Source organism: Streptosporangium sp. NPDC049078 (assembly GCF_040648855.1).
Classification (GTDB): domain Bacteria; phylum Actinomycetota; class Actinomycetes; order Streptosporangiales; family Streptosporangiaceae; genus Streptosporangium.
The window spans coordinates 185,833-199,481 of the sequence record NZ_JBEZEL010000004.1; the positions used below are offsets into that span (position 1 = coordinate 185,833).

A 13,649-nucleotide genomic window follows, 5' to 3' on the forward strand; every position below is an offset into this window, starting at 1 on the left:
CCCTGCCCCGTCCGGGGCGCCGCGTGATCATCGGAGGATCTCAAGGTCCCCCGGTGCTCCGGAGGGCGGCTCCCCCGGGCGCCCGAGCGTGATCTGGAAAACCAGGCGTGACATCGGGATACCCATCTCGATAGTCAACTCATCAACCAAGAGCCTCTTCCACCATAGTGAGATATATTCATGTGCGGATCCGAAGGGGGCGAGGGTGTCGGCACAGGAACGCAGGCTCGCGGCCATCGCGGCGGCATCGGCCGACGCCTTCCGGAGCGGCGACTACCACCAGGTGAGAGCCGAGGACGTCGCCGAGCGGGTCCGGCTGCCGCGGGGCACCGAGGGCGACAGAGGCCGCAGCGCCGTCTGGCTGTACAACGAGGTCAGGAGCCGGCGCGTGCTGGTGGCCCTCGCGGTCAAGCACGCCTTCGACGAGTTCACCTCGGACGACCTCGCGCCCGAGCCGCCGCGCTCCCTGCTCGACGCGCGGCGCCTGGTCACGGCCGCACTGCGCAGGGTGGCGCGCTTTCACCAGGTGGAGCGCTTCATGCTGGCCCAGGTGCGCCTGGGCATCGGTGACATCTCCACCTCCGAGAAGCGCCCGTCGGCCGGGCAGAGCCAGCCGGTGTGGGAGACGGCGGAGGTCTACGGCGCCACCGCCGCCGCGGGGTGGGAGGGCCGCGTCACCGCGTACGCGCGATTTCTGGAGCCCCGGCTGGAGCTCGCCGCGCTCGCGGTCGCCGTTCCGTCCGCGGGGTGGACCGCGGCGAGTGCCGAGCGCCTGTCCGAACTCGCCTTCCGGTCGATGGCCGACGATCCCGAGGGAGTGGCGGAGCACCAGGCGACCGCGCTCTGCGCGCACTGGTTCGCCCGCGACCTGTTCCCGCTGGCCGGGGAGTGGGCCGAGCGGCTGCACACCGCCGAACGGGCCGCCGAGCTCGCCGAGCGGATGGACTCCGGCGGCCGTGCCAGGAGCCGTGCCCTGGAGACGGTCCTGCAGGTGCTGCTCGACGGCAGCCCTCTGCTGGCGCGGGCGGCGGAGGTCGGCGGCGAGCTGGCCGACCTGCTGGCGGCCGGTGACCTCGACCCGCGCACCCTGTGCGACGTGACCAGCAGGCAGGGTATCGCCCTGCTGCGCCTGGGCGACCTGCCGGGCGCGAGATCGTGCTTCGAGCGGTCGCTGCGGGTGGCGGGAGGGCTTCCCGCCTCCGCGGACGCGACGTCGCTCGGCGCGCGGGCCCGGCACAACCTCGCGGAGGTGCTGGTGGAGGCCGGCCGTCCCTGCGAAGGGCTGCGCGAGCTGACGAAGGTGAGCGAGCAGCGCGTCGAAGGTGTCCCCGCCACCGGGGTCACCCCGGCGTGGCGGGGGTTCACGCTCACCCGGCAGGCGATGGCCAGGGCCGCCTCCCGCGCGGGCCGGATCGTCACCGGCGTGACCCTGGCCGAGGCGACGCTCGCCGACCGCGAGCAACGCCTCGGTCCCGACAGCGTCAACACCGCCTCGGCCAGGGTGACCCTCGCCGAGGCCCTGCTCGCGGCGGGCCAGCCCGCGCAGGCGCGTCACCACCTGACCGAGGCGCTCCGGCTGCGGACGCAGCACCTGCCGCCCGAGGGCTACTGGCCCCAGTACGACACGGTGCTTCTGGCGGAGATCGAGCTGACCGCGGGGTTCCCCGCGCAGGCGGTGCGGCTGCTCACCGGGGTCACCGTCACCACGGAGTGGTTCGCCCGGCAGGTCTCGCCCCGGCTGGGCGCCGAGGCGACACTGGTCCGCGCCACGGCCCTCACCGCCTCGGGCGAGCCCGCCCAGGCGCTCGCCGCCCTGCGTACGCTCCCGGACGAACGACCGGTGCGTCGTGCCCAGGCCGCCGCGCAGCTGGCCCTGGGCGACGCGGCCGGGGCGGCGCGGGTGCTCGCCTCCCTCGCGAAGGACGAGCACGAGATGGACGACGACTTCCCCGGCCAGGCCGAGCGGCTGCTGCTCGCCGCCCGGGCCGCGTACGCCCTCGGTCTGGAGGACGAGGCGGAGACCACCGGCGCGGCGCTCGTCGCCATGGGCGAGGACGTGCTGGAGGCCTCACACCCGCTGGTTCTCGCCGGGCGCCTGGACCTCGCGCTGCGCCGGATGGGCTCGGGAAAGGTGGAGGAGGTGGCGCCCCTGCTCGCTCCCCTGCTCGACCGCCGCCCGCTGGCTCACGGCCGCCCGCCCCTGGGCGACGGGCACCCGCTGCTGGCCGAGGCCCGGTCGGTGGCCGCACGGGTGGGCGAGCCCACGTCGAGCACCCCGGAGGACCGTCTGTGGGAGGACGACTGACCGTGCCGTCCCGGCCTGCCCGGTGGACCCGTCGGTCACGGTTCTCCGCGACGGGTGCCACGCGACCCCGTACGGTGGGCTCGCCTTCCCCCGCGGCCGGGTGCGGCGGGCCGGCCGAGGTGGGTGAGCGTGCTGGCCAGGTCGTCCGCCGCCTTGGGCCAGAGCGGGTCGTCGTCGGAAGTGGCCTCCAGGAACAGGCCGAAGTGCCCTGCCGCCCGCTCCAGGTCGGCGGCGCTGCCGGTGGTGATCCCCCTGCTCCGCAGGAGCCCGCCCAGGGCGAACGTCGCCTGGTTCGTGGCCGGGTCGCCCTCCGGCAGGTGAGGGAGCACGTCTTCGAGCAGGGCGACGGCCTCGCCGAGATCGGTGCCCGCCCCCGGCCGGGTGGCGCGCAGAGCCAGCGTCGTACCCAGCCGGTAGCGCAGATAGAGGGCCGACCACCTGTCGTCGCACTCGCGCAGGGCAGCTCTGAGCCTGTCGACCGCGAGGTCCAGGTCGTAGGGCACGCCCCGGTCCGCGTGACGGCTCAGCAGCAGCTCGGCGAGGGCCTCGTGGTCGGCGGCGCTGAACCAGGCGTTCTCCTCGCGAAGGTCGTCCGCCTCACAGAGCATGGTGATGGCGACGTCGCGATCGGCGGGATCCCCGAACTCCTCCCAGCGGATCTCGTGCACCCGTCCCACCAGGGCGAAGGACCATTGGTCGCAGTCGTGGGCGAGGAGCCAGCCCGCGTGTTCGGCCGCCTCGTCGAGATCCGTCCGGCTCACGGTGCCCGGGAGATCCTCGTCGGCGCACCGGCGCAGGATCGCCTGGGTGAGCGCCTGGCGCCACCCGACCTCGCCATAGGTGCCGTCCATCTTCGCCCGCAGGGCACGCAACCGCGTGACCTCGTCCCCAGCCATGCCGGACCTCCCTTCCAAGACTGTATGAAACTATATAAAGAGAATCCGCTCTTCCTTGTGGTAAGTAAATAACTGTCGCCAAAGGGGAAGCCGGACGGAGGCAGTGTGGCGCGACCGGTTCCTGCGAGCGTGGGCCCTGCGCCGCGTCCGCGCCGACGAGGCCTGAGCGCCGCCCGGGCCGCCGGTGGTGGCGGCGGCGAATATTTCCGGCGGCCACAAAAATTTTCCACCCTCCGATAACGATCAGGCTCCGGGGGCGTATCGGGCGAGAGTCCGTTGGGAGACGAAGAGGCGTATTCCCAGGCCACCGGCCACACTCCGAAAGGTTTCGGATATGCTGCCGGGCATGCCAGGTAAGCCCCGGGTGACGATCGCCCGCATCGCCGAGGAGGCGGGTGTCTCCGCGCCGACGGTCTCGAAGGTGATCAACGGCAGGGCCGAGGTGTCGCCCGAGACCCGCAAGCGGGTCGAGCGGCTGCTGCGCGAGCACGGCTACATCCGGCGCACGACCGGTTCCGACGGCCCGGCGGGCCTGATCGACCTGATCTTCGCCGAGTTGGAGAGCCCGTGGGCGATGGAGCTCGTCCGCGGGGCCGAGAAGGCGGCCGCGGAGGCAGGGGCCAGCATCGTCATCTCCGTCCTGCACACCCATGCGGGCCCAGGCCGCGACTGGCTCGACCGGCTGGCCGCCCGCCGCACCGACGGTGTGATCATCGTCGGCTCCCACCTCTCGGCACAGCGCTACGACCGGCTCAACTCCCGCTCGATCCCTTTCGTGGTCGTCGATCCCGAGGGCGAGCCCGCTCCCGGAGTGGCCTCGGTGGGCGCGACCAACTGGCAGGGCGGCCTGACCGCCACCCGCCATCTCCTGGAGCTCGGCCACCGCAGGATCGGCATGATCGGCGGTCCGCCCGACGTGCTGTGCAGCCGCGCCCGCATAGACGGCTACCGGGCCGCGCTGGAGACGGCGGGGGTCGAGGTCGACCCCGCGCTGATCCTGTACGGCGACTTTCTCGTCGGCTCCGGCCACGACCACGGCCACACCCTGCTCTCACTGCCCGACCCGCCCACCGCCATCTTCGCCGGCTGCGACCTGCAGGCCTTCGGCGTCTTCGAGGCCGCCAGGCAGCGCGGGTTGCGCGTCCCCGACGACCTGAGCGTCGTCGGCTTCGACGACCTGCCCCTGTCCAGGTCCGCCTGGCCGCCGCTCACCACGGTCCGCCAGCCTCTGGAGGAGATGGCCTTCGTCGCCGCCCGCATGGCCCTGGGCATCTCCCGTGGTGAGTCCCCCGAGCCCCGCCGGGTCGAGCTCTCCACCGACCTCATCATCCGCGAGAGCTCCGCTCCCCCGGCGGGCTGACCGCCCCCTCACCTTCCCGCCGTCCGCCGGGCCCGGTCGCGGACCGTAGTCCCCGCCGGGGGAGCGATCGTCTCCGCTTGGAGGCCATGATCGCGGGAGGGGTGCCGGGGGATCGCTTCGCGATGATTATGACGTGCCGCTAATTCCTCGAATGCAGCGACGAATTAGCACGATATTTCATACGATCTCGCGATAGCTCCTCTCCCGTATTACCTTTCCTCATATGGTGACGCTGCCCTGCGAAAAAACCCGGCGATAGACCATTACATCCGGTATGTGGCCGCCAGCGACGGGGGAGAGAACCATGGCCGCTTCACGACGGAGAACCACCCGCCTCGCACTCGCCGTACTGCTCACCGGCGCGCTGCTCGCGGGCATCGCGGGTACCGCGGGAACCGCGAACGCCACGACAGGCGCGAACGCCCCGGTGGGCGCCTCCGCCGCGAGCGGCCTCGACGACATCAACGAGGACATCCGCAGCGCGCGGTACGTCGTCAACCGCTTCTGGGCGACACGCTGGCCGGATTTCTTTCCCGGCAGGTATTCGCCTCCGCGCGTTCTCGGCGGGTACGACGGCGCGCGGGGCGACACGCCGACATGCCGGGGATATCCCCTTCCCGATGACAACGCCCTGTACTGCTGGCCGCCCTACGACTTCGTCGCCTGGGACGTCGACCTCATGCGAATGGGATACCGGCAGGGCGACGCCTGGGTCTATCTGATCATCGCGCACGAATGGGGTCATGCCGTCCAGGCCCGCATCCCCCAGCGGCTGCTGTCCCGGCAGCTCGAACTCCAGGCCGACTGCCTCGCCGGAGCCACGCTCTTCGGAGCTGCGGAGGACGGCATCCTGTTCTTCGAGACCGGCGACACCGAGGAGATCGCGGCGGCCCTGCGGGCACACGCGGACGACACCCCCTGGACCGACGTGAGCGACCACGGCACCGCCGCGCAACGCCTGGGCGCTTTCAACCGGGGCGCACGCCAGGGCGTGGGGGGATGCTTCGCGTGACGAGGGCGAGGACGTTCCCGGCTCACGACCACCACAGCACCCGGCTCACCGCCGGGTAGGACCCCGGCCCGGATGACGGAGGGGTCATCTGGGCCGGGGTCGTGAAGCCCACCCCCCGGTCCGCGTGCGGGTCTCCCCTCCCGCACGCGGACCTCCGGCCCGCACGAGTCCCCTCCTCCCCGTGCGGGACGCGAATCCCGTCCCCGCCACCGCGCTCCCCCTCCCCGAGGAAACCGGCCTCCGGTTCCGTACGGGAGGCGAGGGGTCAGACGCGGATGCTTCCGGCACGTTCCATCAGGGCGGCCAGACGGCCGGCCCGTTCGATGTCGCCGGCGTGCACGGAGGCGGCTCTGGCGATCTCCAGTGGTTCCATGGCCGCCGGGAGGCGGCCCGCGTCCATGAGAAGGTCCGCCCACTCCCCCGCCACGGCGGCGAGGTAGCCGTGGTCGGCGGCCTGGACGTCCTCCGACAGGGTGAGCCCGCGGCGGATCGTCACCGACTCCGCGTAGGCGGCGATGGCCTCCTCGCGTCTGCCCAGCGCGGCGAGCAGCCACCCGAGGCCGTGCAGCGCGGTGGCGAGGGCCACCGCGCCGGCGGACGGGTTCTCCGTGGCGAACCCGCGCCGGATGGAGACGGCTCTCGTGCTGTGGAGCACGGCCTCCTCCAGCCGCCCCAGCGACGCCGTCCGCTGGGCCAGGGTGTGCAGCGCCATGGCGAGACCGGGCTCGTGCGCGACCGGGTTCCGCGCGGCGAGATCCCGGTAGATGTCGACCGCCTCGCGGGCGGCGTCCAGGGCGGCCTCCGGCCTGCCGATGCGACCCAGGTCGCAGGCGAGGCCGTTCAGCGAACCCGCGAGGTGAGGCAGGTGGTCGCCGGGGCGCGCCCGCGCCAGCTCGCGCCTGACGGCAACCGCCTCGCGGCCCACCTCGACCGCCTCGTGCCTGCGGCCCAGCCTGACGTACCGGGTCGCCGCCCCGGCCAGGCACAGGGCCAGGTCGGGAAGGTAGGTGTCACGGTCGTCCGCGGCCAGCCGCCGGACGATCGCGAGGGCCTCCTCACTCGCGGCGAGCGCCTCCCCGTGACGCCCCGCCGCTCCGAGCACGCTGGAGCGGCGGCTCAGCGACAGGGCAAGACGGTGCGCGCGCTCCGCGGACGCACCGCCGTCCTCCACCTTCACCACGGTCTCACCGGGGTGCTCCGGTCCGCGGACCGGCAAGGGGTGGCGTCCATCCCTTCTCCTTGAGCATGAGAACCCTCCTTGAACTCGAACGGTGTCACCGGGATCCATCTCGCCTCCTTTCGCCGAACCGAGCCGTCGGTGACGATGACCAGGTCTTCTGCTGTTTTGGAACGCTCCGATTTCGGGGGTGACGACTTCCCGAGGGGCTTCTCGCCCCTAGCCGAGACCTCGCGCGGAAACCCACCTCGTCCCGGTGGGGAATCCTCTGTCCCGGAAGTCGAGGAGGGCCCCGAGCCCCTTCTTCCCCGGAAGCGTCTCCGCCTCCCGCGGGCCGTCCGGCAGCACCTGCCAGACAGGGTCGCGCCGGAGGACCGGCCGCTCCCTTTCCGTCTCCCCCTCGGCGACCGGTGTCCAGAGCGTGCGGACGCCGTGCTCGTTGACGAGGCGCAGGCGGGTACGGCACCCGGGGCAGCGGATCCCTCCCGCGCCGAGGTCCTCGCGGCGGGCGGTGAAATAGCCGTACTGGTCCACCCCCCGCTCGTTCCACGACAGGTCCATGTGCCGGTCCCAGTCGACCTTCGCCGCACGCCTGCCCTTGGGAGCGCAGATCGGGCAGGGCACTCGCACCTCGTCCCAGAACCGTGAGGACGCCAGTTCGGGGTCGCGGTGGCCGACGTTCCTCACCATCCCGGTGACATCTCTCCCGCCGCCCTCGGGGGGTCTCCGGATCTGCGGGACGGTGGTGATCGGATCGGCGTGGTTGACGAGCCTGGCGAAGCGGTCGGCGTGAGCATCGCTCAGCAGGGGGACGCCCAGGACGGCACGGGCGGTGAGGTGCTCCATCCGCCGGATGCCGCCCGAGGGGCGGGCGGCGTACGCGGAGGTGATCATGGGAGGTGTGGAGCCGCGCGGCAGCAGCCACAGCGTGGCCAGCAACTCGCTCACCGTCCAGAACGACGCGAAGTAGTCCGGGGTGGGATGGACGATCGCCCTGCCCGTCGTGACGATCTCGTACATCAGCCGCGCCACGCCCTCCCACATCTGCTGCCGGGTGACCACCTCGGCCGGGTAGGAGTACTCGCGAGGCGACACCATCCGCACGGTCACCGAGTGGGCCTTCTCGAAGGCCTCGCGCCACTCCCCCGCCTCCCGCCGGCGCTCGCCGTGGAAACTGAGGAAGTAGTCGGCCGGCTCGTCGAACATCCAGTAGTGCGCCCGGGGTTCGGGCAGGCGTGGCGCGGGTGTCCTGACCGCGCCCAGCACGCGGCGCAGACGCCGCTCCAGCCACACGCCCAGCTCCGGGTTTTCCAGAACCTCACCGTGGACGGGGGCGTGGCTGGCGCGGGTCAGCACGTTGCGCGGCAGCGGGGTGCGGCTGAGGACGATGCTGCCCGGGTCGAGTTTGGCGCGCATGTTGAAGGCCGCGTAGACGTCCTCCGGCCCCTCGACCGAACAGTCCCACACGACGAAGGTCGACGCCCGCTGCGCCGCGAGCGCGGTGATCTGGCCGGCGCCGGGAAGAGCGACCGCGAGGCGGATCCCCAGTCTCGCGCAGATCGGCCGTATCCAGTTGTCCAGCAGGTCGTGACCGTCGTCGGTCGGTGGCACGAAGGCCGTCATGGTGGCGTTCACGCGACCGCCCCGGCCGACCCCGCGCGACCGTTCCCCTCGGGACGCACCACCGGCACGTCCCGTACGTCCTGTACGGCGAGAGGTGCCCGCGGTACCGTACCGGCCCGCGGCCGGCGGTGCGCCCGGCCCGGCTCGGGTCCGCGACGCCGGCGTCCCGTTGTGAGGTGCGATGTGCTGCCCATCCGATGTTCTCCCCTGGCGTGCACTCCATGGACGACGATCTCCAGCCCCGCAGGGGGGGCGCGGCATCCCTTCGTGCGGTCATCCGTCCAGGTGGGTTTCCAGGAGGGTGACCAACTCGATGACACCGTGGAAGGGGACGGGCTGCGCGGAGTCGTCGGACGCGACCGTCCCGGCGATGTGACCGGTGGCGGTCCTCTGGACGTCGATGGTCAACCGCATTCCGGCCTCCTTCTGCGGCACCGCTCTGCCGGCGCTCTGGCGGCGCCCACGGTAGTCGCCGGGAGAGCGGAAGGCGTCCAGGTACCACCCCTACGGATGGAACGACGGACCTTGACATGCCCGCTTCACCCGCACCGGCCCGGCCGCGCCGCCGGTATGCCGCTCCTGTGAGCCGGGTGTCCGGTCCCGGCCGCCGGTCAATCCCCGGGGTCGGACAGGACGGCGCGCAGCTCGATCCGGTTGGTCACGTTCAGCTTCGCGTAGATGCGGTTCAGCTGCGTCTCCACGGTGCTGATCGTCACCGAGCGCCGCTGCGCGATCTGACGGGTGGTCATGCCCTCGCAGACCATCGCCACGACCTCGCGCTCGGCCCCGGTGAGGCTGCTGAAGGCGGCGTTGGGGCCGTCCACGGAGAGCCTGAGCTCCCCGGCCGTCTTCAGCGCGAGGGCGGCGTAGGCCGCGGCGCCGGTGCGGTTGAAGGCGACCAGTGCCCGCCGAAGCAGCCGTTCCGCCTCGGCGTGGCGCCCCCTGGCGTGCTGGGAGCGCGTCATCACCAGGTCGATCCTTCCCGCCTCGATCGGCAGGCCCACCTCGCGGGCGAGCGCGAGGGCCTCCTCGCACTCCCGTACGGCGCGCGTGTGGTCTCCCCTCGCCGCGGCGATCTGGCCCCTGACCCTCGCGATGGACATCAGGGTCGAGCGGCGCCCGCTGGAGGCGGCCCTGTCGCTGAAGACGTCCAGCGCGGCCTCGGCCTCCTCGACCCGGCCCAGCTGGGAGAGCGCGTCGGCGCAGACCGGGCCGAACAGGTGGGTTCCCGGCTCCAGGGAGTCGTAGTGCGCCTCGATGGCCTCGGCCGCGACGAGCAGCCGCCGGGTGTCCCCCTGGGCCTGGGCGATCGCCGCACGCGCGCCCGCCGCGTAGGCGAGGCTCACCCTGCTCTCGACGATCGGCGCCCACTCCGCGGCCTGGCGGGCGTGCTCGCGCGCCTGGTCCCACTCTCCCCTGGCCGCCTGGGGGAAACACGCCAGGGAGTGCAGGAGCGCGTAGTCCCAGATTCGCTCGTTCTCCTCGGCGTCGCCGACGGCGAGCCTGGTGAACTGGACGGCGTCGTCGAGCCTGCCCCGGCGGAACTCGACCTCGCCCAGGAAACCGAGTGCCTGGCCGACCCGCAGCGCCTCGCCGCGCGTGGCCCGCGCGACGCCGTCACGCAGGTCGGCGGACGCGCCCTCGAGATCGTCGGTCCACAGCCGGATCATCCCGCGGGCCACCAGCCCGTCCAGCCCGGCCACCGACCCCGGCAGGTCGGCGTCCGTCAGGGACGCCAGCGCCTCCTCGGCCCGTCCGGCCAGGGTCCAGCCCAGGGATCGGGCGAACCAGGCGAAGGCCCGCACCCATGGCTCGTGACTGCCCGCCGCGACGGCGGCCGTGCCGTATTCGACCATCTCGGGGTAGGAGATCTCGACCACCCCGATGATCGCGAGCTGGGCCGCGATGCGCGCCCGCAGGTCGGCGGGCGCGTGCGGGTTCTCCGCCCCGTCGCGCTCGGCGGCGCCCAGTGCCTGGACCAGCAGCAGCTTCGCCTCCGCGACGCGCCCGGAGATCAGTGCCTGGTAGCCGGCGACGTAGTCGCGCCAGGGACCCGGTGGCGCGGCGAGGACCTCACTCTCGTAGCGCCGGGCGACGGTGGCGTCGCCGGAGACCAGCAGGGTCTCCACGGCCGTCAGCAGGCGGGCCACCCTGTCCGGTCCCGGTGGTGTCAGTTCCACCGCGTGGCGGGCGTACACCGCGGCGAGGGGAAGCCTGCCCCGCGCCAGCAGGAACCGGGCCTCCTCCTGGGCCAGCTCGGCGAGCTCGCCGTCCGTACCGCCTCCGGACGCCGCGATCCCGTGCCACAGCGCGCCGGGGCCACCGAGCAGCGCGGCGCTGCGGTGCAGGGCGCGGCGGCGCTCGATGCCGGAGTCGTAGTAGATGCCGTCCCAGACGAGCAGGGTGGTGAACGCGAACTCCTGCCCCGCCGTCCCGGGGATCTCCTTCACCAGCCCGGCGCCGACGGCCTCCGCGAGGGGGGTGGTGGCGTCGGCGACGCCGGCCAGGGCACGCAGGTCGGTCAGGCCGAAGCGGCGGCCGAGCACCGCCGCCGCACCGACGACCTCGCGGGTACGGCGGTCACACGACGCCAGCCTCGCCACGACGGCCTGCGTCATGCCCCGGGGGGCGGGCAACGGGCCGTTGCCGAAGTTGATCGAGTGCATCTCCACCTGGTCCAGCAGGAGGAGTGAGTGCAGCGCGTTGCCGTCGGTGTGCTCGTGCAGCCTTTTCGCGCCGGAGAGGGTGAGCCCGTCGTGGCCGGTCGCGACGGCTAGCCGCACCAGATCGTCGGCGGGGAGTCCTTCGACCTGGAGCAGGCGCCCCTGCGGCGAGTCGAAGATGCGGGCCCAGCCCTCGTGGAGTTCCAGGCGGGGCGCGTCCGGCGCCGCTCCCGTCGCGTATCCCGGAGCCTGGTGGACGACCAGGAGCATGACCTGGGCGTTGCGCAGGCGCCGGGCGGCCAGGCGGAGCGCGGCCATCGACTGCCGGTCGCCGCAGTGCGCGTCGTCGACGACCACGATCAGCGCGTCGGCGGCGACGAGTTCCGCCGCGAGGGCCTGGCCGACGAAGGCGGCCTCGGCCTGGCCCGCCAGCGTCCTGGCGAGCACCGGGGTCGGCAGCTGCTCGGCGATCTGCTCCAGGACGCCCCACGGGTGGGCGAGCGCGTCCTCGTCACCGAAGGCGCGAACGGTCCGCACTCCGGGCACGGTACGCAGGAAGCGCTCGACCAGCTCGGTCTTGCCGATCCCGGACGCCCCGCGGACACCCACGATCCGCGCGTCACGACGTCCGGCATCCCTCCACGCCTCCCCGAGAAAGTCGAGTTCCCGCTTCCGGCCGATGAACAGCGGAGAGGTTCTGCCGTACAACGCAGCGCTCCCTTTTTCACGATTCACATGTTCTTGACGGCGATTATGGGTCAGGAATCAACCTGTCGGCACGCGTTTCATCTGAAGATTTCTCACGAAACGGATTCGGGAAAATTTCACGTCGCCCGCCCTCGCGGGCACGGAACGCCTTCGGACGCAGGCCGCGCCCCCGGACACTCTGGATTCCATCGTCCGGCGGGTCCGCGACGCCCCTTCCCCTCGGCCCTCCCACGGCATTTTCCGAAATGGGAGCGGTCCATCTTCGACAAAGGTGCGGCAGCCTGCGGATACGGCCGACCGAAAGAGGAGGCGACCATTGATTGCCTCACCCGCGAGACGCATTCCACGATTCCCGCACCGGGTAAGTGCATGATGACATGAAGTGATCAAAACCTCGCATGTCGCGCGAGACGTCACACGGCGCACCGAGTACGACTCTCCGGCCACGGCCACCCCCTTTTTTTTTCGGACGCCTGGAACGGAAGGTGAGGCAGGAGAGAGATCACCGACGGCGCGGGCGGTGCCCAGTGGACGACCTGCCACCCGGCGATCAGGCGCTGCCACAGGAACTCCCGCGAGTTCGCGCCGAGCCTGCGCCTGCACACCCTGACAGGAACGCCACACCGAGAGTAGTGAACCGCTTGGCGTTCCGTCGGGATTCCTGAAGTGTCGCCGGTGATTGAGATGTCTGGCCGGAGGCAGTGAGCGGGGGTGTGCCGATGAGCCTTGGTGTGGTGCGATCACCGGTGTGGTGCGATCACCGGCTACTCCCAGGCGTCCGATACTTCGCCGCGTCACTGTGGAGGCGGGTGGGATTGCGGATCACCGAGACGGTCAAGCTCGACATCCGAGACCGGCGCCCGGACCTCGGCGAGGCCGGCAAACTTCATATCCGATTCGGTAAGGGAAGTCGCGGGCCCAGGCCCCGACTCGTCCCCGCCATCAACTCCGTGAACTCCCCTGCCGTGAATCGCTCCTTTTCGTCGGGGCCCTTTTCCATCGCCTGGACGAAGACATCGAAGACCCGAGTGGCCGGGCACTATTCCGACTGTTGACAGGTGCCCGGACAGCAATCAAAGTATGCGTTTGTACCTCTCAATACAGCAGTCGTAAGCGGCGCCCGGCAGCGCGGCCATGTGGAAGAACCGGCCACGCTCATGGACCGGTGCAAACTCAAGTCGCGTGGAGGTAAAGATTGGCCGGCACTCGAAGCAGAGCGCACGACCGGCGGGGAATGGCCGGAAGACTCAGCGGACGGCATAGAAGACTCACCGCGTTCACGGTGCTCACGGCCCTGATCTCAAGTCTAGGTGTGACCGTGACGCCGGGCATCGCACATGCCGACGGGCCTGGTCCGCAGATTTCCTGCCCAACCGACCCCACCATCGTTTGGCAGCTGGCGTTCTACGGCCGCACCCCCTATTTGGCGGGGTACCGATACACCGCGATTTCCACTGCCTCGACGTTCAACGTGAGTGACGCCCGTGTCGTGGACAACGCCCTTGACACGCCAATCAATGCGACGTTCAGCTCATCGCAGTCACGGACCTGGCGGATCAGCGTCACAGTGGGCGCGACAGCCGAGCTGACCAAATATCTGCAGACCAATGTCAGCACGCAGATCGTGCAGGAACGGACCACCGCCATCGGTGTGAACGCCAGCCTCGTCGTCCCTCCGCACAGCAGAGTGACCGGGCAGTACGGCGTGCAGGCGTACGACGTGGTATACGACGTCCAGACGGTGTTCTCCTGGCCGGCGGTCGTGGGACGACCACGCGAGAAGTGCTTCGACCGGGGCACCCAGCGAGGCACCACCAACGCTCCGACCGTCACCGAAGGCTGGCGCTTCACCGCGGGCTGACCGGAACCGGCTTTCGCCTTCGCTGAAAGGCGGGAGCCGGAAAC

General features: G+C 71.5%; 9 protein-coding genes. 4 read left to right on the plus strand and 5 right to left on the minus strand.

Annotation, left to right across the window (positions count from 1 at the left end):
• Nucleotides 1-205: 205 nt before the first annotated feature.
• Nucleotides 206-2,305 carry a tetratricopeptide repeat protein gene (locus AB0B90_RS07975; protein WP_362921535.1) on the plus strand — a complete coding sequence of 700 codons (2,100 nt, stop codon included), beginning with the start codon at nucleotides 206-208 and terminating at the stop codon, nucleotides 2,303-2,305.
• Nucleotides 2,306-2,340: 35 nt separating this feature from the next.
• Here the strand turns inward: AB0B90_RS07975 and AB0B90_RS07980 are convergent, their stop codons facing one another.
• Nucleotides 2,341-3,201 carry a hypothetical protein gene (locus AB0B90_RS07980; RefSeq protein ID WP_350946268.1) on the minus strand — a complete coding sequence of 287 codons (861 nt, stop codon included), beginning with the start codon at nucleotides 3,199-3,201 and terminating at the stop codon, nucleotides 2,341-2,343.
• A gap of 346 nt (nucleotides 3,202-3,547) precedes the next feature.
• Here AB0B90_RS07980 and AB0B90_RS07985 point away from each other — a divergent pair, with 346 nt between their 5' ends.
• Nucleotides 3,548-4,561, plus strand: a complete 1,014-nt coding sequence (locus tag AB0B90_RS07985; protein ID WP_350946269.1) for a LacI family DNA-binding transcriptional regulator — start codon at nucleotides 3,548-3,550, stop codon at nucleotides 4,559-4,561.
• A gap of 304 nt (nucleotides 4,562-4,865) precedes the next feature.
• On the plus strand, nucleotides 4,866-5,573 hold the full coding sequence (locus AB0B90_RS07990) for a neutral zinc metallopeptidase (RefSeq protein ID WP_362921537.1): 708 nt from the start codon (nucleotides 4,866-4,868) through the stop codon (nucleotides 5,571-5,573).
• Between the two features lie 265 nt (nucleotides 5,574-5,838).
• Here AB0B90_RS07990 and AB0B90_RS07995 read toward each other — a convergent pair whose 3' ends face one another.
• The 4 genes from AB0B90_RS07995 to AB0B90_RS08010 form a co-directional block, all read right to left on the minus strand.
• The gene (locus tag AB0B90_RS07995) at nucleotides 5,839-6,789 is read right to left on the minus strand and encodes a tetratricopeptide repeat protein (RefSeq protein WP_350946271.1); all 951 of its coding nucleotides are present in this window, start codon (nucleotides 6,787-6,789) and stop codon (nucleotides 5,839-5,841) included.
• 180 nt (nucleotides 6,790-6,969) lie between these two features.
• Nucleotides 6,970-8,385, minus strand: a complete 1,416-nt coding sequence (locus AB0B90_RS08000) for a hypothetical protein (protein ID WP_362921539.1) — start codon at nucleotides 8,383-8,385, stop codon at nucleotides 6,970-6,972.
• Between the two features lie 261 nt (nucleotides 8,386-8,646).
• On the minus strand, nucleotides 8,647-8,787 hold the full coding sequence (locus AB0B90_RS08005) for a hypothetical protein (RefSeq protein WP_350946273.1): 141 nt from the start codon (nucleotides 8,785-8,787) through the stop codon (nucleotides 8,647-8,649).
• A 197-nt stretch (nucleotides 8,788-8,984) separates the two neighbouring features.
• Nucleotides 8,985-11,744 carry an AAA family ATPase gene (locus AB0B90_RS08010; protein ID WP_350946274.1) on the minus strand — a complete coding sequence of 920 codons (2,760 nt, stop codon included), beginning with the start codon at nucleotides 11,742-11,744 and terminating at the stop codon, nucleotides 8,985-8,987.
• 1,312 nt (nucleotides 11,745-13,056) lie between these two features.
• Between AB0B90_RS08010 and AB0B90_RS08015 the strand changes: the two genes are divergently transcribed.
• The gene (locus AB0B90_RS08015) at nucleotides 13,057-13,605 is read left to right on the plus strand and encodes a hypothetical protein (RefSeq protein WP_362901143.1); all 549 of its coding nucleotides are present in this window, start codon (nucleotides 13,057-13,059) and stop codon (nucleotides 13,603-13,605) included.
• Nucleotides 13,606-13,649 lie beyond the last annotated feature (44 nt).